Genomic DNA, 21,407 nt, shown 5'->3' on the forward strand with positions numbered 1-21,407 from the left:
GGCTGGCCTCCTGGCATCGGACGGGAACGGACGCGGCACACAGATGGTTTGTGCCGCGTACTACTTCGACAGTAGTTTGTGCCGCGTACTAGGTCAAGGTAGTTTGTGTCACGTACCAGGACGAGCGGAGAAAGCGGCCCAGGCCGTACGGAGGAAGCCACCTTGCCCCCCAGTCACCAGCCGGACCCGGCGGACCGCCCGCAGGCCGACGAACCTCACGACCGGCAGGTCGACGAACCGCAGGACACCGTCGACGCCCTGGTCCAGCTCTCGTTCCTGATCCAGGGCGCCCTGACGCGCATCGCGTCCGAGCACGACCTCTCCCTCATCCAGGTCCGCCTCCTCGGCATCCTGCGCGACCGCCGCCCCGGCATGCTCGAACTCGCCCGCCACCTGGGCCTGGACAAGTCCTCCATGACCGGCCTCGTCACCCGCGCCGAGAAACGCGGTCTGGTCCAGCGCACGCCCTCACCCCACGACGGCCGCGCCGTCCTCGTCGACCTCACCCCACTCGGCCGACAACTCACCGACCAGTGCACCGCCGAAATGGACGAGCAGATCGCCGCCCTGACCGCGCCACTGACCACCACCGAACACACCCAGATCCGCGCACTGGCCGCGAAACTCCTGCGGAGGTAGCCGGCCAAGTCACCAGAAGCCGTTGGGGACATAGCATGCTCGGACGAGGCAGCAACCCCAACCCCGCCTCACGAACAGGCGTGTGACAGACGTTATTTGACAAGCGGAATCCGCCAAGGTTGTCATGAGCACATGCTGCGACGCCTTGGGACCTGCTGCACTCGTCGAGCCGACGGCTGTGCCCTCGACGCCGGTTGTAGCCCGTCACTGGACGCAGCGTGCACGAAGACCGCGGGTGCCACCGCCAGGGCAAAGGGCGGGCGGCTGCCGTGGAAGTACGGTCATTGACCGGGCGCCGCGAGCTGCTCGACACCGCCCGGGCCGAGTTGACGGCCCGTTCCGGAGTGCTCTTCCACGGTCCCGCGGGGATCGGCAAGTCCACGCTCGTGGCCGCCCTCACGGCGTCCTTGGCCGCGCATGACCGGTCGGCCGGCACGGTGCTGCACTGCTCGCCCGCTCAGGAGGACGCCCGGCTCCCGTTCGCCGGCCTCATCGACCTGTTCGCGCGGGTGCCGGAGAGCTGCCTGGAGGCCCTGGCGCCCGCGCCCCGGGCGGCGCTGAGGGCAGCCCTGCTGCGTGGCCGTGAACCGGACGCCGACCGGAGCCGTCTCGCGGTGCGCGTCGCCGTCCTCGAAGTGCTGCGAACTCTCGCCGCCACCGGCCCCGTTCTGCTGGTCATCGACGGTCTCCAGTGGCTCGACGAGCCGAGCGCCGAGGTGCTCGCCTTCGCCGTACGTCGTGTCGGGGGCCTCGGCATACGGGTGGTGGCCGCCGAGCGGGTGGCCGACGGCGAGCAGCCGGAACGGCTGCGCTGCTGCCCGCCGGGCACCGTCGAACTTCCCGTGCCGCCGCTGACGGACGGCGAGGTGGCGTACCTCGTACGCACCGACATCGGTGCCGATCTGCCACCGGCGGTGCTGCGCGCGATCCAGGACGCCGTCGCCGGAAACCCTTGGTACGCACTGGAGTTGGGGCGGGCGGCTCAGCGCGACGGAGCGCCCGTCGGCTTCGGCCGGACGCTGGCCGTACCCCGAAGGCTGCGTAACCTGCTGCTGGACCAGGTGCGTACGCTGCCGGAGACAGCGCGGCGCACCCTGCTCGTCACGAGCGCCGCCGCCCGCCCCAGCCTCACTCTGCTGCGTGCCGCCGGGCTCCATGACCCCGCCGCGGATCTCGCGGAGGCCGAACGACTCGGCGTCGCGACGGCCGACGCCGACGGAACCATACGTTTCCGGCATCCGCTGCTCCGGGCGGCCGTCTATGCCGACGCCCCGGAGTACAGCCGCCGGCAGGCCCACGCCCTGCTGGCTCGCGCGGTCACCGAGCCCGTGGAGCAGGCCCGCCACCTCGCTCTCGCCCACCCGCACGAGGACGAGGCCACCGCCCGCACGCTGATGTCCGCGGCCGAGTCCGCACGCCGCCGCGGTGCACCCGATGCCGCCTGTGAACTGGCCGGGCTCGCCGCCCGACGCACTCCCGGCGACCGCCCCGCGGAGCGCGCCGACCGGCTGCTGGCCGCGGCCGAGTACGCGTGCGACGCCGGACAACTGGAAGAGGCGGGGCAGGCGGCCGAGACCGTCCTCGCCGAGTCGGGCTCCGCACGGCAGCGGGTGCGGGCGCGGCTTGTCCTGCTGCGCAACGCCGGACAGGCACTGGAGGGTACCCATGACCTGATCGGGGAAGGCCTCCGGGACGCCGACGGCGACCCGGAGGCCGAGGCGTGGCTGCACCACTGGGCAGCGGTACGCGGCCTGCTGTGCGGGGAGTTGGAGGAGGCGTCCCGGCATGCCCGGCGCGCTGCCCGGCAGGCGGCCGTGGCAGGCGACACGGACACCCGGATCGGGGCACTGGCCACCCTCGCCCGGGTGCGGTCCCTGGCCGGGGAACCGGTCGCCGCCGACGTCGCGCTCGAAGAGGCGCTCGCCCTGGTCGGCGGCGCCGACGCCGGCCCGGAAAGCTGGGGACTGATCCGGATGCGGGCGATCCTCGCCCTGGACTCCGACAAGGTGACCGAGGCCCGGGACCAGGTCACCCAACTCCTTGCGCAGATCGGCGAGTTCGCCGGGGTCGAGGAGGTGATGGCGACCTTGGTGGCGCTGACCCGTATTCAGGTGCGCTCCGGGCATTGCCGGGAGGCGCTGCGCACCGCCGCCCGCTGCTCACGTGCCCTGGCCGAGACCGGCGTACAGGCTGCTCCGGCGCTGTATGCGGCGGCGCTCGCGGCGACGGCGGGCGGTACAGCAGACGAGGCCCGGCACCTCGCCGAGCAGGCGGTACGGGCCTCGGAGGCTGACGGCGACCGGCTGTTCCTGCTGCGAGCGCTGGCGGTGCTCGGGCAGGCCGAGCTGCTCGTCGGCGACCCACGGGGGGCAGCGGCCGCGGTCGAGGCGCTGCAACGCGTCAGGGAACTCGGCGAGGCCATGTCCGCCGCCGACCCGCCCTTGCTGCACTGGTACAGCGACTTGGCCGAAGCGCTGGTCGTCCTGGGCGAGACGGAGGCGGCCGGGGCCGTGATCCGCGAGGCCCGCACGCGGGTGTCCGGCGATGCGCCCGGGAGCGTACTGGCAGCTCTGGAGCGGGCGGAGGGGCTGCGTGAGGCGGGGCTCGGCCGGGCGAAGGAGGGGGCGGTACGGCTGCGTGCCGCCGTGGACCGCCTGCGTCATCTTCCGTTGCCCGTGGAGCTGGTGCGCACCCTGATCGCGCTCGGCACGGTCGAGCGCCGCTCGCGCCGCAGGAGCGCGGCGCGCGTGGTTCTCGGTGAGGCGCTGGAGACCGCGGCGCGGATCGGCGCCGCTCCGCTGGCGGCGCGGGCCGGGGACGAGCTGAGGCGACTGGAGGCCGGAGACCGGAGCGTCGAGGCAGGCGCGGGCGGACCCGAACTCACCCCCACGGAGGCCAGGATCGCCGGACTGGTCGGCGGCGGGGCCACCAACCGGGAAGTCGCCGCTGAGCTGTTCATCAGCGTCAAGACGGTGGAAGGTGCCCTGTCGCGGGTCTACCGCAAGCTCGGGGTCCGCTCGCGCACCGCGCTCGCCCATGCGATGGCGGTCGCCGTCATCGCATCCGGGGCGGCCGTGGATTCCGGCGATGAGGACCAAGTGAAGTCCCAGACGCAGATAGTGACGGTGAGTCAGTCCGGCAGCCGTGTCCGGACTCCCCGTGCGCTCGACATCCGCCGTTGACATGACATCTGTAGTTAACACGTAAAGCAAGGGTTCCCCCGCTTATGCGGGTGGGGCTGATGTTCCTACGTTGAAGCCGTTCCGCTTCCGGGACACCACCCCCCACTCTCCGGAGGACCTCAGTGAGTTCACGCCTGAAACTGGTTGGTCTGGTCGCCGTGCCGGCCCTGCTCGCCGCCGCCGTGCCCGCCGCCTACGCCGTCGGCACCCCTCAGCCGCACTCAACCCGCGCGGCCATCACCGGAGATGTCCTGAAGGGTCTGAAGCAGGACGCGACCCGCACCGGCAACGTCGCCACCGGGAAGCGGATATCGGTGGCGATCAGCCTGACCGCCAGAAACGACAAGGCACTCGACACCTTCGTCGCCAAGGTCAGCAACCCGCGGTCGAGTTCCTACGGCCATTACCTGACGAAGCGGCAGTTCGCGGCCCGCTTCGGCCGGACCGATGCCGAGATCAAGCAGCTCAAGGACTATCTGCGCGCGCAGGGACTCACCGTCACCGCCGTCCACACGGGGAACCTGCTGGTCGACGCCAGCGGCACCGCCGCCCAGCTGGAGAAGGCCTTCGGCACCAAGCTGTCGACCTGGAAGGACGCCGCGTCGGGGCGCTCGTTCTACGCCAACGACACCGCGCCGACCCTGCCGACCGCCATCGCCTCCCTCGTCAGCGACGTGGCCGGCCTCAACAACCGCGCCCAGCTGCACCACCAGTCGGCCTCCACCGTCGCCCCCCGCAACGGCCCGGGCGGCGGCTACACCCCGGCCCAGCTCAAGGGCGGCTACAACGTCTCCGGTACGTACACCGGCAGCGGCCAGAAGATCGCGCTGATCGAGTTCGACGGCTTCCAGCAGTCCAACATCACCAAGTACGACACCAACTACAGCCTGGGCTCGCCCACTCCGACCGTGCAGAAGGTCGACGGCGGTTCGGGCGCGCTCGGCGACGGCCAGGTCGAGGTCGAGCTGGACATCGAGGTCCTGCACGCGATCGCCCCCAAGGCGAACGTCACCGTCTTCGAGGGCCCCAACTCCGACGCGGGTGAGGTCGATACCTACCAGGCCATCGTCGACAGCGGCATCCCGACCACCTCGATCAGCTGGGGCGCCGCCGAGAGCGCGCGCACCACCTCCAACATCAACGCCGTGGACGCCGTCTTCAAGGCGGGCGCCGCCCAGGGTCTCGGTTTCTACGCGGCGTCCGGGGACAGCGGCTCCGACGACGCGGGCGACGGCGGCACCTCCGTCGACTACCCGGCCAGCGACCCGTACGTCACCGGCGTCGGCGGCAAAGCTGACCGTCACCTCGGCCAACGCCTGGAGCAAGGAGGTGGCCTGGTCGGGCGGCGGTGGCGGCAAGTCCTCCGTCTTCAAGATCCCCAGCTGGCAGACCGCGGTGCAGAAGAGCGCCGGCGGCGGCTACCGCCAGGTGCCGGACGTCTCGGCCCACGCCAACCCCAGCCCCGGCGTCTCGATCTACTCGCAGGGCTCCTGGTCCTCGGTAGGCGGCACCAGCGCGGCAGCACCCGAATGGGCCGCCTTCGCCGCCCTCTACAACCAGCAGGCCGCGGCGGCCGGCGACGCCAACCTCGGCTTCGCCAACCCCGCCCTCTACACGGCGAGCGGCACCGGCTTCCACGACATCACCAGCGGCAGCAACGGTGATTACTCCGCCGCCACCGGCTGGGACTTCACCACCGGATGGGGCTCGTACAACGCCGCGACCCTGGCGAGCAAGCTGCTCGGCTGACCCTCAGCGACTGAAGGCCAAGCAATAAGGCGCGGGCCGGGATCACTCCCGGCCCGCGCTGCGCGTCTGTTCCTGTCCTGCGTCCCGAACGCGCCCCGAATCCGTCGCACATGGACGAGCGCCGCGGCGTCTTCCGCTACACCGGCGCCCTCCGTTCGATCACCCTCCCCCGGGCGCCCCGGGCCCCGACTCACCCAGGCGGAGTCGCAGGCACTGCGGGAAGCGGCGGCCGCGGTCGAGCAGCGACCCGCTGACTCGTCGATGGCCGAGTCCGCCCAGGACGTGTTGTCGTTGTGGGTGAGGGTCACATAGCGGACGCCGAGTCGGGCGTACGACCGCAGGACGCCCGGGGACTCGGCGAGGCTGTGGCCGCCCTCGATGCCCAGCGGGGAGGCGATCCGTCCGTCGGCGACCGAGCGCGATCACCACCTCCGGGGACGTCACGTCGGCGATGGCGCCGCGAGCGTCTTGGTGAACGGGGTGACAGGGCGCTCCAGGCGTTCGCCATCCACCGTGATGTCGACGGCCTCGTTGTAGAACGCCAGGAGGTCTTTGACGGCGCCCACCGCGGGCAGTGGCTCCGGGTAGCTCCAGACGACGTTCGGCGGGACGCCGGCCTCACCCCGCCACGACCAGTACTCGGCGGTGCCCTTGTAGGGGCACCCGGTGCTGTGGTCGGTGGGTTCGAGCAGCTCCAGGCGGACGTCCTCGCGCGGGATGTAGTACCGCGTCGGCAGGCCGGTCTCGAAGAGCAGGACCGGGCGGTGGGTGTCGGCGACGAGCGTGCCGTCGATCTCGACCCGGACGTGGCGGCTGCTGGGGATGGCGTCCACCCGCTTGTGCGGGTCACGGGGGTGGATGAAGATCTCTTCCTCCTCCTCGTACCAGTGGTCGAGCCCCCTGCCGCTGCGCCGGAACCACTCGAAGGCGATGTGCCCGGCCAGGTCGGCGGCGGGGAACGTCCAGGCCGCGTTCTCCAGCAGCTCGCCGTCGACTTCGAGGTCGTAGAAGATCTGCGATCCGGTGTGTGTGCCCGACGGGGGGTTCTTGGCCGGGCGGAGCAGGTCCTCGCGGACCTCCTCGCGCGGGAAGGCGTACAGCGGGACGGGCACTCCGGGTTCCCACACGAGGACGGGATGCCGGCTGTCGACGACGGTGACGTCACCCTTGCGGCCGCGTACCCAGCGTTCGCCGGGCTCCCACAGGAGGCCTTCAGGGGTGGTCCTGACGGCGCGCGCGGTGGGGAATGTGGTCATGACCGGCTCTCCTTCGGCTTGCTCACGCGGTGACTTCGGCGACGTAGGCACGGTTCTCGCGCCAAGCCGCGACCTGTTCGGGGCGACCGAACACCCGCAGGTACTCGTCGGCGTTGCTGCCGGCCCGTTCCCACACTGACACGGGTTCGAAGTCGGAGTCGTCCGGGTCGGCGAACGCCGGCAGCGGTTCGACGACCGTGTCCAGGCTCGGGTGGACGAACACCGCGGAGGAACGGCGCGTCACCGACCCGCCGGCCACCACCCGGTGCCGCCCGGGCCGCAGCCGGCCCTCCGTCCAGTTGGTCAGCAGGGTGCCGGGAACACCTGCAGGGCGCCCGGCCGGATCGGCACGGGGATCCAGGTGCCGTCGGGACGCTGGCCCTGCAGGCTGGCGTACTCGCCCTCCTGGTGGAGCACGGCGATGGCGGAACTGTCGGCGTGCTCCAGGAGAAGGAGTTTCTCCTCATCCTTCTCCGCGTCGGAAGTGCCGGCGTCGTGGGGCCACTTGGGGCAGTAGGCCCTTGACGAGGCGCCAGATCTCCGAGCGCAGCTCGACGTCGACGCCGGCCGTCGGCTCGTCGAGGATGAGCAGACGAGGACGGTGCATGAGCGCCCGCGCGATGACCAGGCGCCGCTGCATACCACCCGACAGCTCATAGGCGCGCGCGTTCGCCTTCTCGTCGAGGCGCAACACCTCCAGCAGTTCGTCCGCCCGCCGGACGGCCGTCTTGCGGCCGATGCCGTGGTATCCGGCGTGGTAGATCAGGATCTGCCGGATCGACAGGAACCGGTCGACGTTGATCTCCTGTTCGGCAAGGCCCAGCAACCGTCGGGCCTCGCGGCTTCGGTGGTCGTGGCCGAAGACGGCGAGCGTGCCCGTCGTGGGACGGACGATGTTGCACACCGAGCCGATCAGCGTGGTCTTGCCGGCACCGTTCGGGCCGAGCAGCCCGAAGAAGGCACCGTCGGGGATCTCCAGGTCCAGCCCGGCGACCGCGGTATGGCCGTCCTTGTACGTCTTGCTGAGCCCGTGGACGAGCAGCGCCGGCGGTGTCCCGCCGGTCCGGGAAAGGGCGGGAGCCGCAAGCGCGTCAGACATGGAACTGATTGGTGGGCACCGGCAGCCCGTAGTGCTCGCGAAGCGTCGTGCCTTCGTACTCCTCGCGGAACAGGCCTTTGCCGCGCAGGATCGGCAGCACCTGCTCGATGAAGGTCTCCAGGCCCGACGGCAGTGCGGGTGCCATGATGTTGAACCCGTCCGCGGCGCCGCCCTCGAACCACGCGGTGATCGTGTCCGCCACCTGGTCGGGCGTCCCGATGAACTCGAAGTGACCGCGTCCGCCTCCGAGTCGGGAGATGATCTGTCGGACTGTCAGCTTCTCGCGTACCGCGAGCTCGATGATCAGGTCGGAGCGGCTCTGCGAGCCTTCGAGCTTCGGCCGCGCGAGGATGAAGTCCGGCAACGGTTCGTCGAGTTCGAATACCGACGGCTCGGTCTCGAATACGGCGGCCAGCTGGCGCAGCCCGTACTCCGGGACGCGCAGGTCGTCGAACTGCTTCGCCAGCGCGCGGGCCTCCTCCTCGGTCGACCCGATGTACGGGACGATTCCCGGCAGGACGATCACACCGTCCGGGTCACGCCCCGCGGCCCGGGTCCGCGCCTTGATGTCGCCGTAGAAGTCGGCCGCGCGCTCGTACGTCCGGTGAGCGGTGAAGATCGCCTCGGCGTGCCGTGCCGCGAAGTCCTTGCCGTCCTCGGAGGATCCCGCCTGGACGAGCAGCGGATGACCCTGCGGCGGGCGCTCGACGTTGAGCGGGCCTGCCACCGAGAAGTACCGGCCCCGGTGGGCCGGCTGGTGGATGCGTGCGGGGTCGGCATAGCGGCCCGTGGTCTTGTCCGCGACGATGGCCTCGGACTCCCAGCTGTCCCACAGTGCCTTGGCGATGTGCAGGAACTCGTCGGCCCGGGCGTAGCGTTCGGCGTGGTCGGGGCGGTTGACGAGGCCGAAGTTGGCCGCCTCGTCGGCCCCTGCCGAGGTGACGATGTTCCAGCCGGCGCGGCCGCCGCTGACGTGGTCGACCGAGGCGAGCCGACGAGCGAGGTTGTACGGCTCGTTGTACGTCGACGACACGGTCGCGATGAGGCCGATCCTGCTGGTCGCCTGGGACAGGGCGGTCAGCAGCGTCAGTGGTTCGAGTTGGCCCGGCGGCCGGAACTCGCCGGTGCCGATGATCGCCGGTCCGTCGGCGAGGAACAGCGAGTCGAACTTGGCGCTCTCCGCCAGCTGGGCCAGCCCGATCCAGTGCCGCAGGTCGAAGTCGGCCCGTGGATTGCTGTCCGGGAGCCGCCACGCTGCTTCGTGGTGGCCCGCCTCCATGAGGAAGGCGTTGAGGTGGAGCCGGCGTCTTCTCTCGCTCACGAGTGCTCTCCTTTCCGTGCTGAGTCGCTGAGTCCGTGGTGAGGTGGACGACACGGCTCAGCCGACCTTGAGCTTCGAGCTGTCGTAGCCGGCCGGGAGGAGGTTGTCGGTGATCGACGAGACGTCGACCTTCTTGGTGATCTGGCCCGCCTCCAGGAAGGCGTCGGCGAGCTTCTGCTCGGCCGCGATGTCCGACTTCTCCACCTGGGTCACCCGGGTCTCGAAGGTCTTGAGGGAGGCCTTGGCGTCGGCCAGGGGGATGCCTTCCTCCTTGGAGATCGCCTGCGCGTACTTGTCCTCGTGCTTGATGGCCCAGGCGAACTCGTGGGCCAGCCGCTTCAGGACGTCCGTGAGGGCGGCCCGCTTCGTCTTGTCGTTCAGCGACTTGTCGGTCGCGACGTAGTAGCTGCTCGTCTGGTCGATGGGCGGGAGGCCCTTCGCCAGGATCCGCGCACCGTTCTTGACCGCGATCGCCGACTGGGGGTTCCAGATCGACCAGGCGTCCACCTTGCCGGTGTTGAACGCGGTGGCGCCGGCCGCCGGGTCGAGGAAGACCAGCTTCACGTCCTTGGGGGTGAGGCCGACGCTCTTGAGCGCGTTCAGGGCCAGACCATGGGCCGAACTGCCCTGCGGGACAGCGAGCTTCTTGCCCTTGAGGTCCGCGAGCGTCTTCAGCGTCGAGCCCTTCGGCACGATGATGTTCTCGTTCGCCTGGGTGGGCCTGAGTGAACGGTTGACGGCGACGACCTTGAAGCCGTACTCCTTCGCGGCGCCGGTGATCGGTGGTACGTCGCCGACGCTGCCCAGGTCGATGTCACCCGACGCGGCCGCCTGCACCAGCGGGGGGCCGTAGGTGAACCGGGCGAACTTCACCTTGTAGGGCGCGTTGTCGAACACGCCGGTGATCTTCGCCAGCTCCTGGCTGCCGTCACCGCCGTTGTCACCGATGGTGAAGGTGTACTTCTTCCACTCGGGGTGACTGTCGGCGCTCGATCCACCGGCACTGCTCAGCGGCGCGGCGGCCTCCGACGTCGACGCGCAGGCGACGAGGGTGCTTCCCAGTGCGAGCAGGCCGACGGCGGCGGCGAGTCGGGACGTTCTTCCGGGCAGGGACATGGACATGAGTTCTCACGTGCCTTCTGTGCTGTGGGTGGGAGAGATCAGTGCTGGTTGGCGAGACCGAGGTCTCCCAGGAGGGCGGAGCGGAGCTCCTCACGGGCGAGGCTCGCCTCGCGGCCGGCGGGCGAGAGCCCGACGAGGTGCGACGTGCCGATGCGTCCGTTGCTCATGACGACGATGCGATCCGCCAGCGCGATCGCCTCGTCGACGTCGTGGGTGACGAGCAGCATGGCCGCGTGGTGTTTGCTCCGCAGAGCCCGCACGAGGTCGTGCATGCGCAGCCGTGTGATCGCGTCCAGCGCGGCGAACGGCTCGTCGAGCAGCACGAGTTCGGGCTCCGAGACGAGCGCCCGCGCCAACGACACCCGCTGGGCCTCGCCGCCGGAGAGTTCCTTGGGCCATGCCTTCTCGCGGCCCGCGAGGCCGACCTCGGCGAGCACGTCGAGGGCTCGCTGCTCAGCGTCGGCTCCGTGCAGGCCGAGGGTGACGTTGCGCAGAACCCGCTGCCACGGCAGCAGACGGTCCGCCTGGAACACGATGGCGCGCTTCGCCGGGACCTCCACCCGCCCTCCGTCGGGACGGTCAAGACCGGCGAGCAGTCGCAGGAGTGTGCTCTTGCCGCAGCCGGAGGGGCCCAGCAGGACCACCAACTCCTCGTCGGCGATGGTCAGTTCCAGGTGGTCGAGGACGACCCGGTCACCGAACTGACGGACCACCTTCTCCACGACCGCCCCGGCCTGCCGGCGGGGCCGCGTCTCAACCGTCGTACTCATGCCGCCTCATAACTGGGACGCCACCGCAGCAGCACCCGCTCGAGAACCCGGACGAGCTGGTCGGCGAGCAGACCGAGCAGCGAGTAGATCACCAGCCCCACGAAGACCTGGTTGGTCTGGAGGTAGGTCTGCCCTTGAGTGATGAGAAAGCCAAGTCCCTTGTCGGCGTTGACCGTCTCGGCGGCGACGAGGCCCAGGACGCTGTACGCGAGGGAGAACCGGAGGCCGACCAGGAACCCCGGCAGGGCGCCGGGCACCAGCACCCGCGTGACCAGGCGCCAGGTGCCCGCGCCTGTCGTGCGCGCCATCTCGATCAGCCGCTGGTCGACTCCGCGGATCGCGGCGAACAGGTTGAGATACATCGGGACGCCGGCACCGAACGAGATCAGCAGCACCTTCGTGAGCTCGTCGATGCCGAACCACACGATCATCAGTGGCAGCACGGCCAGCAGCGGGATCGTGTTGAAGATCTGCACGACGCCGTTGAACAGATACTCACCGCTGCGCAGCAGCCCGCCGAGCACCCCGGTGAGGATGCCCACCGTCAGACCGAGCGAGAGACCGATGCCGGCTCGTTGCAGCGAGATGGCCAAGTCCGGTCCGAGTACGCCTTGTTGCCACAGGTCGACGGCGGACTTCACGATGGAGGTCGGTGCCGGAGCGTAGGTCTTCGCCAGCACTCCGGCCCTGGCGAGGAGCTCCCAGGCGATGAGGATCACGACGGGAGTCGTGTAGATCCCCAGCGGCCAGCGCAGGCGCTCGCGGAGCGTGCTGAACAGCGTCCGTCGGCGGGCGTCGCGCGGCAGGAAGACCTCGCGCCCCCGCACGCTCGCCGTCTCGGCCGCCGCCCCGACGGCTCGCACCTTGAAGCTGATCTCGGTCATGCCGCCACCTCCAGCACACTGCTGTAGTGCGAGGCGTCACCGACGAGTTGCTCGCTGCGACGCCCGTCCACCCCGACCGGAACGTCTCCCGCGACCGTCACCCGGTTGAGGCGACGCGGGTGATCGTCGTAGTTGTCGACCGCGTAGTGCTGGGTGATCCGGTTGTCGAAGACCAGCAGCTGGCCGGGGGACCAGGTCCAGCGCAGGATGTTCTCCGGACGCGTCACGTACGACTGGAAGATGCGCAGCAGATCAGCCGACTCGCTGCTCGACAGCCCCACGATCCGCTTGGCGAACCCACCGATGAACAGCCCGCGTTCACCCGTCAGCGGATGCACCCGCACCACCGGGTGCTCCGCCTCGTACGGCGTCGACACGAAGGCCCGGTCGTACTCCTCGCGCAGCGCCGTCGTGGCCGAAGTGCGCGCGTAGTCGTACTGGTTGGTGTGGACGACGCGCAGCGAGTCCGCGAGAGCGCGGAGCGGCTCGGGCAGGTCGCGGTAGGCCGCGGCCGCGTTCGCGATGAGCGTCTCGCCGCCGTACGGCGTGGTCACGAGGGACCGGAGCGTCGTGAGCTGCGGCGGGTTGACCACGAAGGTGACATCCGTGTGCCACACGTTCGACTTGGACGACTCACTGTCGACGGCGAGTACGTTCGTCGTACCGTCGGCGGCCGGCACGTTCGGGTGGGCGGTCGTGAGCTCGCCGAACCAGCCGGCCACGCGCTCCTGGCCGGCGTTGTCGAGGCGCACGCGGTCGAACACGATCGCCTTGTGCTCGTTGAGGGCATCGCGGAGCGTCGTGATCGTCGAGGCGTCGGGCGGCGCCGTGAAGTCGACGCCCTCGACGACCGCGCCGATGCGGCCCGTGAGTTTGCGGATGGATGGAGACATGAGGGGATCCCTCTCGAGGATTTGGGCGCGACGAAGTCAGTGGTCGGTCCCGTCACGATGCGAGGGACCGACGACTACGCGAGAAGAGCCGGATACAGGGCGAGCCGCGGGGCGGAGGTCGTACGACGGAAAATTCGCCGAGTCCGCACCGCTACCACAACAGGCCATTGGCTGACGGCACATCGCTTCGCCGGCCTGCGCACTTCTCCCCTGAACAGAGAGGGAAGACGGAGTGAGAAGCCGGAAGAAGGGAGGCGGTCAGGCGGCGGGTACGACGTTCCGGGCAGGCACCGCCGTGCGGGCCGCTTTCCGGGTCAGCGACAACAGAACGCGCTGGAGACGTGCGCCAGGTCGATGTGGCGCCGTCGAGTCAAATCAACGCGCGGGGTCATGGAACGGGAGTTCAGCAGACGTCCACCACTTCGGTCAAGAAGTTCCGGAACAGGTCTTGCATTGCGGACACGTGGAGCTTCTTCGCCCCTGCGGATCCGCCGGAAACCCCTCCCTGATCCCAGAACAACCATGACGTCACCTTCGGCAAGGGCAGCCCTCACCTCTGCCTGGGCACCCGTCATCCGCAACAGCAACCGGACGGGCGTGGTCTTGCCCCCCACCTCTCCGGTCATGCCGGGACGGCTGCCGGTCCCGTGCCCCGCGCCGAACCAGTGGCTTCGGACCGGCCGTCCGGACTGTCCGCGGAGGCGGTCTCCGCGGCCGGTCGCCAGCCGAGCTCGGGCGCGATCAAGTGCCGGACATCGTGCAGGATCTGCTCGTAGTCGGCCCGATGGAACTCGTACGGCAACTCCAGGCGCAGCTCCGACACGGCCGAGACCACGGGATCCGCGGCCAGTTGCTCCAGGATCTGCTCCGCGGTCCCCACCACGTCCGGGGCGAACAGGATCCGCTTGTCGCCCTGCGGTGCCAGGGTGCGCCGGTGCCGGCCGGCCGCGTAGTCCCGGTAGCGGGCCCGGGTGGTCGCGTCGGCACTGTCGAACGGCACGATCACCCGTCCGAGCGCCACCCGCGCCGGCCGGCCGTCGGAGATGGCGCGCCGGTACTCGGAGATCAGGGTGAGCTGGGCCGTGGTGAAGTCGTCGGTGCCTTCGCCGGTGACGATGTTGCCGCTCAGCAGGTTGAGGCCGTGCTCGGCGGCCCACCGGGTCGAGCGCAGGCGGCTTCCCCCGTACCAAGTGCGGTCCACCAGTCCGGGGTTGTGCGGTTGCAGCCGCGGCCGCTGGGTGTTGCCCGGCGACTGGATCACCGTGTCCGGTTCCCCGAGATAGTCGCCGCGCAGGTTGTCGATGACGCGGGCGACCCTGCCGTAGGAGAGGTCGAAGCTGCGCCAGTCACCGTCGTACACGAGATCGCCGAGCAGCTCGGCGTGCGGCATGCCGGTGCTGAACCCGACCTGCAGTCTGCCTCGGGACAGCACGTCGGCCAACGCCAGGTCCTCGGCCAGCCGGAACGGGCTCTCGTAGCCGATCGGGATGACCGCGGTCCCCAGCTCGACCCGCTCGGTGCGCTGGCCGGCCGCGGCAAGGAACACCGCGGCCGAGCCGACACCGTGTTCGAGATGGCGCTGCCGTATCCAGGCGCCGTCGAAGCCGAGCCGTTCGCCGTACTCGAACAGCTGCAGCGTCTCTTCCAGACCGGTGTACGGGTCGTCGTCGGCGAAGTTGCCCGGGGTGAGGAAGGCCAATGAGCTGATCGTGGGGGTGCTGCTGTGTGTGGGGATGCTCATGACTCGCTCCGCGCGCTCCGCTCGTGGGGGATCTTCTCCCCGGCCTCGATCGACACGGGCAGCCGGTTCTCCGCCGGCGGCAGTGGGCAGGTGGCCAGATCGGTGTAGGCGCATGGCAGGTTCGCCGCGCGGTTGAAGTCCAGTTCGACGGTGCCGTCCGCGGCCGGTGGAGCCAGCACGAGGACCCGGTTGGCCGCGTAGGTGGTGACCCCGGAGGTCGCGTCGGTGAACAGCACGTTCAGACTGCCCGGAGCGTGCCCGGGGAACGCGGTGAGTGCCAGCGCCTGCCCCGCCAGCTCGAACTCGACCCGGCCCGGCGCGTCGTACACGTGCTCCAGTCCCTCGACTGCGGCGCCCACGGTCGTGGGGCGCGGCTCGGCGAAGGCCACGTAGCGGCCGGTCACGGCCCAGCGAGGGTGGGGTGCGTAGGCGGGCGTTCCGGTGAAGGCGGTGCGCAGCGGTGCGTTCGGGTGCCGGGGGCGGACGATGTCGTGCCCGCCGCGCTTGGCCACCTCGATCACGGCGTCGCCCCAGACCGCGCTGACACTGCCGCGCTCCGGGAGCACCCCGAAGCGGTGCTCACCCTGAACGGGGGTTCCGTCGACGACCAGTTCCTCGCCGTCGTCGAGGACTACGGTGATCCCGTCGGCGTCGGCCGACCAGACGCCCGGAGCGTCCGGGAAGCGTTGCGGCTGGTCGCTGAGCCAGTGCAGGTGGGTGATCGCCAGGAACCCGTGCGGGTCGCCTATGCGTGCTTCCTGCCCGCGATGCCACTCCTGCCAGTCGTGAGTGAAGGCCTGAAGGTCCGCCTGGGCATCTTGAACGGTCACGTGTGCTCCTTGTCGTGGGCCGGCGTACGTCCTGATAGCTGCTGGCTGGGATCGCCGCGAGCGGCTCGCGGATGTAGGCGTGGCCGGGGTTGGTGAACAGCGAGTGGAACCGGCCCACCCCGAGGGGGTGGGCCAACGTCGCGGAGGAGGCGCGGTCAGCCGGCCTGTCGCCGGTCGGTCGTGGATCGGTGGGTGAGGGGTTCCCGCAGGCCCAGGTGCTCGCGCAGCGTCGTACCCGTGTACTCGGTGCGGTAGACACCGCGTTCCTGCAGTGCGGGGACGAGCAGGTCGACGATGTCGTCGAGGCCGTCGGGGATCAGATACGGCGTGACGTTGAAGCCGTCGACGGCGCCGTGCCGGACGAAGTGGGCGAACTTGTCCGCCAGTCCCGCCGGAGTGCCGACGTGGCCGCGCTGGGGACCGAGCGCGATGACGGTCTCGCGCAGCGACCACCGGTGCGTCTCGGCCTTCTCCCGCCACTCGGCGACCACCTTGCGCGGGTCGGTGATACGCCGTGCGCCGAAGGAACCGTCGTTCTCGGCGACGACCGGATCCTCCTTGGGCAGCGGCCCGTCGGCGTCGCGATCGGAGAGGTCCAGGCCCCACAGGAGTCCGGCGATGCCCAACGCGGTTGCCGGGGTGACCTGTTGGAGGCGGATCCAGTGCTTCTTCTCCAGGGCCTCCTCCTCCGTGGCCCCGATGATGATCTCCGTACCCGGGAGGATCCGCAGGTCGTCGTCGGGCCGGCCGACGGCCCGCAGGCGGTACCGGAGGTCGTCGGCGAAGGCGAGCGCGTCGTCGAAGTCGCTGCCGTGCGCGGAGAAGATGACGTCGGCGTTGCGGGCGGCGAAGTCCCGGCCGTCGCCGGAGTCCCCGGCCTGGAAGATCACCGGGTGGCCTTGGACGCTGCGCGGCAGCGTGGGCGCGAGATCGACGTCGAACTGCGGCCCCTTGTGGCGGACTTGGCGTACGGCGCCGGGTGCCGCCCAGGCTGGGGCGCCCGGGGAGCCGGAGACGGCCCCGTTCTCCCAGCCGTCCCAGATCGCGCGGGCTACGGTGAGGAACTCCTCGGCACGCCGGTAGCGGTCGGCGTGGTCGAGGTAACCGCCGCGGCGGAAGTTGGCGCCGGTCCAGGCGTTGTCGGTCGTCACCACGTTCCACCCGGCGCGGCCCTCGGAGAGCAGGTCGAGACCGGACAGACGGCGGGCGAGGTCGGCGGGTTCGTTGAAGGTGGTGTTGGAGGTGCTGACCAGGCCGATCCGGTCGGTGACGGCGGCCAGTGCGGCGAGCTGGGTGATGGCGTCCGGCCGTCCGGCGACGTCGAGGTCGTGGATCTGTCCGTCGACCTCGCGCAGCCGCAGCCCCTCCCCCAGGAAGAACGCGTCGAACAGGCCCCGTTCGGCGGTCTGGGCGACGCGCCGGAAGTTGGCGGGGTCGATCTGGGAGCCGCTGGCCGGGTCGGACCAGATGGTCCAGTGGTTGACGCCCTGGAAGAAGACGCCGAAGTGGAGCTGGGCGTCCGGGCGGGGGACGTCGAGGGGGTCGGTGCGGGTCATCGGGTCTCCTCAAGCGCCTCGAACGCCGCACCGGCGGCGTAGCGGTTGGCGGGCCGCTCAAGGCCCAGGTGGGTGCGCAGGGACGCGCCGGGCAGCGGGCGGACTGCGTGGCGCCGCTCGAAGAGGTGGGGCAGGACGAGCCGGGACAGCTCGGGCAGGTCCTCGTCGAGCACCAGCGGGTGCAGGCGCACTCCATCCACAACGCCTCTCAACTCCCCAAGGAGCGCGGCGAGTCCGGCGGCGGAGCCGATGTGGCGCAGCCGTCCGCGGTCGGTCCAGGGTGTGTGCCGTTCGAGGTCGGCGACGCGTTCGTCGGCCGTGGCGGCCACGGTGTCGAGGGCGACCTCGACCTCGGCGAAGGTACGCGGAGTTCCGGCGGCGGCCGCGGCCGCAGTGACCGCGGCGACGTCGCGGCCCTCGACGAGGGCGACGTCCAGTTGCTCGGCGGGCACGAGGTCGGGGCGGCCGAGCACGACGAGTTGGCCCTGGGGCGAACGCGGCACGATCGCCGGGCCCTTCACGGCGTAGGTGTCGCCGGTGAAGTCGACGTAGTGGAGCCGGTCGCGGTCGAGGTAGCGGCTGGTGGCCACGGAGCGGATGACCGCGTCGTCCTCCCAGGAGTCCCACAGGGCGCGGACGACCTCCACGCCGTCGCGGGACTCGCGTACGCGGGCGGCGGCGCCGTCGACGCGGGGGCGGTCCCAGGCCCGGGCCGCCTCGGGACGTGCCTCCTCACTCACCGCCCATCCGGCACGCCCGATCGAGATGTGGTCCAGGGACGCCAACTGGCTGGAGATGTGGAACGGTTCGGCATAGGTGACCGGGACGACCGGCGCGATGCCGATGACGCTCGTCGACGAGGCGAGGAAAGCGGCCCGCTCCACCGCGCCGATGCGGCCGACCACGTCGGGCGTGGCGCCGGGCGGGAGTGCGCCGTCCTCCAGGGTGAGCAGGGTGAACCCGGCATTCTCCGCGGCGGCGGCGACGCGGGCCACTCGGCGCGGGGTCAGCAGGTGGTCGGGCGAGTGGGCGGCGCGGCGCCAGGCCGCGGGGTGGGCGCCGTCACCGTCGAGTTCGACGGCGAGCCGCAGGGCGGGGCCGGACATGGGGTTCCTTCCGAGGGCACAACGAGACGGCCGGCCCGACGGGCCGACAGGGGTCAGAGATGTGCGGAAGGACAGACGGCGGAGGCGGTGCGGCAGTAGTCGACGTGCCGCCGGATGATCAGCCACGTACCCGTGCCGGCACCGTGCGGTGCGGCGCCACGTACGCGCATCGGGGCCTCCACCCGTCCGGGACTTATCGCTTCAACCTACGCCGCCGGCCCTGGAAGATGTCAAGACCATTAGATGTACGCGCATACAGCAGCCGCCACGGCGGGCCCGCCACCCCCGTCGGCAGCGGCCTCGCTCACAGCGTGTCGAACAGGCGTGCCGCATGGTGCAGGGTGTGCGCCGCGACCCGCTTCCCGAGGACGAGGCCGGCCTCGTCGGCCGAGCGGGTGTGGATACCGGAGTACACACGGGCATCCAGGTTGTCCTGGGACAGCTGGCTCCAGGCCGTGTAGGTGCGGGTCACTCCGGGAGCGGTGGGGCTGGTGAGATCGAAGGGGGCCGTACGAGGCCCGGTGAGCGCCGTGAGGACCGTCTCCGCCGACCCCGCGTACGTGTTGTGGCCGCTGGGGTAGTCCGGGTGCGCCGGCGTGACGTGCAGTGGCGTCCACTCGGAGTCGGGGTCGATCGTGCCGGTGCGGATCGCGGTGACCGGGCGCCAGCGCAGGTAGGCGTACTTGCTGTCGGAGGTGGCGATCTGCGTGTCCACCAGGGCGACGTGGAACAGTGCCACCAGGCCGGCCTGACCCGCGGTGGACCGCGATGACCGGGCGAGGGCGACCCGCAGCGGCTCGGTGTAGAGCGTCAGCGACGAGCCGAACCAGAAGACGGCGGTCTCGGTCTGCCGCTGCGTACGTATGGTGCTGTCCACGGCCCCGTACGCGCGGACCTCGGCCAGGTCGGCACGGTAGCGCGCGGAGTCCAGGGCGGGCGGCGCGGGCAGCCGGTACTGGTCGGGGCCGTTCAGCAGGAAGGGCCTGGCGATCCTGTTCCCGTACTGCGCGGCCGGGGCGTAGGCGGGCGGGGTCGGCTGCCACACGCCGGGCGCCGCCGGCGGCACGGTGAACGCCGCGTTCACCGACGCCGGGTCAAGGCCGTCACCCTCGCGCGAGGCCCGGACCAGCCGTGCCTGGCGGGCCCCGGCCGCCACGCCCCGCGACTTGGCCGGTCCGTCGGGAACACCGGCCAGCGTCGCAAGCAGCGCGGCATCCAGTTCCTGGGCGCGGGACGGGACCAGGGCCACCAGGGAGTCGTGCACGGCGGACGCCAGGGCCGCGTCCTGGAAGTCGCTCCGGTCGACGCCGGGCGGCAGCTCACGGACGGCGCGGGCCGCCGCGAGCCAACTGATGGCCCAGGTCCGGTTGTTGGTGATCTGGGTCGTGGCACCGCCGGCCGCGACGGTCGCGGCCGTCGTGTCGTACCAGTCGAGCGCGACGGACGGGCGCGGCCGCCGTTCGTCCGCCACGGCGGGCGTGGGGGTCGGGACGGGCACGGAGGCTGCCAGCAGGGCGGCCGAGCCCAGCGTCACAAGAGCGGAACGGCGGGTTCTGAGCGGGTTCACGAGTACTCCTTCGTGGACGTGCGGGTGACTGCTGTTTCCGGGCACGCACAGGCGCGCACGCACACCAAGGGAACCGATGCGAGCGGCGGGGCGGCGTAGGAGCGGCGGCGGTGTGGTGAGGAGTCAGCTACACAGCGCGGTGGCCACACGCATCAGATCGACGGCGCGCCGCCGAGTGAACCACCGAGAGAACCGCATGCCGGTGACGCTATCCACGGCCCAATTCCCGGTCAACGGGCGGCTGTTGGTCACTCCGCATTGCAACGACGTCTTCGCATCACCGCCATGCGCCCGTCACCCGGACAGGTGGCGCGGACCCGATGGCTGCACGACAGCCCCGGCCGGCAGAGGCAGGAGGACCGCGTTACCGAACGTCGTGTGGTCGCTTTGCCCAGCTCGGCGTTCTCCATAGGTCTCGTCCCGCCTTCGCGCCCTGATGCCGACCGGAAGAGACCTCAACCCGCCCCGGTCCAGGGCGCCTCAGCCGTTCGCCAGCTCTCCGAGCAGCTTCCAGGTACGGCGTCGGTCCGCCTCACCACCCAGGTCCGTCGCGGTGAACACCACCTCCGTCGCCCCGGCCTCGCGGTACCGGCGCACCTCGGCCGCGACGGTCTCCTCGTCGCCGATGACGGCCAGGTCCGCGGCCCGGGTGCCGCCGGAAAGCCCGATGACCCGCTGGTAGGACGGAAACTGCTCGTAGAACGCGAGGGTCCCGGTCGCGGTCTCCCGTACCGCCTCGACGTCCGCGGTGACCACGCCGGGCACGAAGGCAACGATCCGGGGCGCCGGCCGGCCCGCCGCCTCGGCCGCCGCGGTGACGGCCGGGACGATGTGCTCGGCGAGGGCGCGCGGGCCGGCCAGGAGCGGAAGGATGCCGTCCGCGAGTTCACCGGAAGCGCGCAGTGCCTGCGGCGCCATGGCGGCGACCAGCAGCGGCACCGGTGGTTCGGCGCCCGGCACCGACGCCGGCAGCGGTGTGGTGGCGGTCAGCAGTTCTCCGTGGAAGTCGGCGCTGCCCGTCTCCACGAGTTGGCGCAGGACGGTGAGGAACTCCCGGAGCCGGGCGATGGGGCGCTCGTACGGAATGCCGAAGCCTGCCTCGGTCAGATGCTTGGTGCCGAGCGCGAGCCCGAGGTGATAGCGGCCACTGGTGGCGGCCTGGGCCGTCTGGGCCTGGCTGTGGACGACCAGCGGATGGCGGCCGAAGACGGGGATCGCAGCGGTCCCGACATGCAGCCCGGGCACCTCGCGGCCGACTATCGCGGCAAGCGAGGGAGAGTCGTACGCGAAGGTCTGCCCGAACCATGCGGAGCGCAGTCCGGCCTCGCGGGCCTCTCGCGCGAGGTGCACCGTACTGTCGATCCGGTTCTGGAGAGCGAGCGTGACGCCTATGGTCATACACCTGGCAACCGGCACCCGCCTGACGGGCATTCCTGCTCGTGCATGACAAGCTCGTGGCGGCCTCGTGACAGCGCTGAAGGACTCAGCGCGCCCGGCGGGAAGTCGTCACCCGGCTGGTCGCAGGCTGCGCCTCGTCGGCGGCCTCAACGCATCCCGCAGGACGCCCTGATACCCCAGACTCACCACCACGGACACGGTCTGCGGTGTCGGGCTCATGGCGGAGTAGCGGAACGGCGATTCACCAAAGGGGAGGCGGTCGGGGCGGGCATACCGCCCCGACCGCCTCCCCTT

18 protein-coding genes and 1 pseudogene are annotated in these 21,407 nt (G+C 70.9%); 3 read left to right on the forward strand and 16 right to left on the reverse strand.

Annotated features, from left to right (window positions below):
- Positions 1-162: 162 nt before the first annotated feature.
- From OIC96_RS02040 to OIC96_RS02050, 3 genes are all read left to right on the forward strand, one after another.
- The gene (locus tag OIC96_RS02040) at positions 163-639 is read left to right on the forward strand and encodes a MarR family winged helix-turn-helix transcriptional regulator (protein WP_330309618.1); all 477 of its coding nucleotides are present in this window, start codon (positions 163-165) and stop codon (positions 637-639) included.
- Positions 640-923: 284 nt separating this feature from the next.
- Complete coding sequence (locus OIC96_RS02045) at positions 924-3,821, forward strand: helix-turn-helix transcriptional regulator (RefSeq protein WP_330309617.1); 2,898 nt, start codon at positions 924-926, stop codon at positions 3,819-3,821.
- Positions 3,822-3,943: 122 nt separating this feature from the next.
- Positions 3,944-5,485, forward strand: coding sequence for a S53 family peptidase (locus OIC96_RS02050; RefSeq protein ID WP_330309616.1), 1,542 nt, complete (start codon positions 3,944-3,946; stop codon positions 5,483-5,485).
- Between the two features lie 339 nt (positions 5,486-5,824).
- Here OIC96_RS02050 and OIC96_RS02055 read toward each other — a convergent pair.
- The 16 genes and pseudogenes from OIC96_RS02055 to OIC96_RS02125 form a co-directional block, all read right to left on the reverse strand.
- Positions 5,825-5,980, reverse strand: a pseudogene (locus OIC96_RS02055) (membrane dipeptidase); the annotation flags it as partial.
- A gap of 30 nt (positions 5,981-6,010) precedes the next feature.
- Complete coding sequence (locus OIC96_RS02060; RefSeq protein WP_330309615.1) at positions 6,011-6,826, reverse strand: DUF427 domain-containing protein; 816 nt, start codon at positions 6,824-6,826, stop codon at positions 6,011-6,013.
- 22 nt (positions 6,827-6,848) lie between these two features.
- Positions 6,849-7,070, reverse strand: coding sequence for a hypothetical protein (locus OIC96_RS02065; RefSeq protein ID WP_330309614.1), 222 nt, complete (start codon positions 7,068-7,070; stop codon positions 6,849-6,851).
- A gap of 219 nt (positions 7,071-7,289) precedes the next feature.
- On the reverse strand, positions 7,290-7,925 hold the full coding sequence (locus OIC96_RS02070; RefSeq protein WP_330309613.1) for an ABC transporter ATP-binding protein: 636 nt from the start codon (positions 7,923-7,925) through the stop codon (positions 7,290-7,292).
- Positions 7,918-9,246 carry an LLM class flavin-dependent oxidoreductase gene (locus OIC96_RS02075; RefSeq protein ID WP_330309612.1) on the reverse strand — a complete coding sequence of 443 codons (1,329 nt, stop codon included), beginning with the start codon at positions 9,244-9,246 and terminating at the stop codon, positions 7,918-7,920. The genes OIC96_RS02070 and OIC96_RS02075 overlap by 8 nt, the downstream gene beginning before the upstream one ends.
- 57 nt (positions 9,247-9,303) lie before the next feature.
- The gene (locus OIC96_RS02080) at positions 9,304-10,362 is read right to left on the reverse strand and encodes an aliphatic sulfonate ABC transporter substrate-binding protein (RefSeq protein WP_330309611.1); all 1,059 of its coding nucleotides are present in this window, start codon (positions 10,360-10,362) and stop codon (positions 9,304-9,306) included.
- Between the two features lie 44 nt (positions 10,363-10,406).
- A complete protein-coding gene (locus OIC96_RS02085) occupies positions 10,407-11,138 on the reverse strand; it encodes an ABC transporter ATP-binding protein (protein WP_330309610.1) in 732 nt (243 codons plus the stop codon).
- A complete protein-coding gene (locus OIC96_RS02090; RefSeq protein ID WP_330309609.1) occupies positions 11,135-12,022 on the reverse strand; it encodes an ABC transporter permease in 888 nt (295 codons plus the stop codon). The genes OIC96_RS02085 and OIC96_RS02090 overlap by 4 nt, the downstream gene beginning before the upstream one ends.
- Entirely contained in the window at positions 12,019-12,915 is an 897-nt protein-coding gene (locus tag OIC96_RS02095; protein ID WP_330309608.1) for a TauD/TfdA dioxygenase family protein, read from the reverse strand. Before OIC96_RS02095 ends, OIC96_RS02090 begins: the two co-directional genes overlap by 4 nt.
- A 622-nt stretch (positions 12,916-13,537) precedes the next feature.
- Positions 13,538-14,656, reverse strand: a complete 1,119-nt coding sequence (locus OIC96_RS02100; protein WP_330309607.1) for an LLM class flavin-dependent oxidoreductase — start codon at positions 14,654-14,656, stop codon at positions 13,538-13,540.
- Complete coding sequence (locus OIC96_RS02105; protein ID WP_330309606.1) at positions 14,653-15,486, reverse strand: DUF1684 domain-containing protein; 834 nt, start codon at positions 15,484-15,486, stop codon at positions 14,653-14,655. Before OIC96_RS02105 ends, OIC96_RS02100 begins: the two co-directional genes overlap by 4 nt.
- Before the next feature lie 155 nt (positions 15,487-15,641).
- On the reverse strand, positions 15,642-17,042 hold the full coding sequence (locus OIC96_RS02110) for an NtaA/DmoA family FMN-dependent monooxygenase (RefSeq protein WP_330309605.1): 1,401 nt from the start codon (positions 17,040-17,042) through the stop codon (positions 15,642-15,644).
- Entirely contained in the window at positions 17,039-18,148 is a 1,110-nt protein-coding gene (locus tag OIC96_RS02115) for an LLM class flavin-dependent oxidoreductase (RefSeq protein ID WP_330309604.1), read from the reverse strand. Before OIC96_RS02115 ends, OIC96_RS02110 begins: the two co-directional genes overlap by 4 nt.
- Positions 18,149-18,452: 304 nt before the next feature.
- The gene (locus OIC96_RS02120) at positions 18,453-19,715 is read right to left on the reverse strand and encodes a vanadium-dependent haloperoxidase (RefSeq protein ID WP_330309603.1); all 1,263 of its coding nucleotides are present in this window, start codon (positions 19,713-19,715) and stop codon (positions 18,453-18,455) included.
- A gap of 123 nt (positions 19,716-19,838) precedes the next feature.
- Positions 19,839-19,913 carry a putative leader peptide gene (locus OIC96_RS49775; protein WP_406336743.1) on the reverse strand — a complete coding sequence of 25 codons (75 nt, stop codon included), beginning with the start codon at positions 19,911-19,913 and terminating at the stop codon, positions 19,839-19,841.
- Between the two features lie 282 nt (positions 19,914-20,195).
- A complete protein-coding gene (locus OIC96_RS02125) occupies positions 20,196-21,113 on the reverse strand; it encodes an LLM class F420-dependent oxidoreductase (RefSeq protein WP_330309602.1) in 918 nt (305 codons plus the stop codon).
- Positions 21,114-21,407: the final 294 nt, after the last annotated feature.

Origin of the sequence: Streptomyces sp. NBC_00775, from assembly GCF_036347135.1 — a bacterium.
GTDB lineage: Bacteria > Actinomycetota > Actinomycetes > Streptomycetales > Streptomycetaceae > Streptomyces > Streptomyces lutosisoli.

Coding starts and splice junctions, on each gene's coding strand:
- OIC96_RS02060 (WP_330309615.1), bottom strand. CDS start 6,826: ATGACCACATTCCCCACCGCGCGCGCCGTCAGGACCACCCCTGAAGGC.
- OIC96_RS02070 (WP_330309613.1), bottom strand. CDS start 7,925: ATGTCTGACGCGCTTGCGGCTCCCGCCCTTTCCCGGACCGGCGGGACA.
- OIC96_RS02080 (WP_330309611.1), bottom strand. CDS start 10,362: ATGTCCCTGCCCGGAAGAACGTCCCGACTCGCCGCCGCCGTCGGCCTG.
- OIC96_RS02085 (WP_330309610.1), bottom strand. CDS start 11,138: ATGAGTACGACGGTTGAGACGCGGCCCCGCCGGCAGGCCGGGGCGGTC.
- OIC96_RS02090 (WP_330309609.1), bottom strand. CDS start 12,022: ATGACCGAGATCAGCTTCAAGGTGCGAGCCGTCGGGGCGGCGGCCGAG.
- OIC96_RS02095 (WP_330309608.1), bottom strand. CDS start 12,915: ATGTCTCCATCCATCCGCAAACTCACGGGCCGCATCGGCGCGGTCGTC.
- OIC96_RS02100 (WP_330309607.1), bottom strand. CDS start 14,656: ATGAGCATCCCCACACACAGCAGCACCCCCACGATCAGCTCATTGGCC.
- OIC96_RS02110 (WP_330309605.1), bottom strand. CDS start 17,042: ATGACCCGCACCGACCCCCTCGACGTCCCCCGCCCGGACGCCCAGCTC.
- OIC96_RS02115 (WP_330309604.1), bottom strand. CDS start 18,148: ATGTCCGGCCCCGCCCTGCGGCTCGCCGTCGAACTCGACGGTGACGGC.
- OIC96_RS02125 (WP_330309602.1), bottom strand. CDS start 21,113: ATGACCATAGGCGTCACGCTCGCTCTCCAGAACCGGATCGACAGTACG.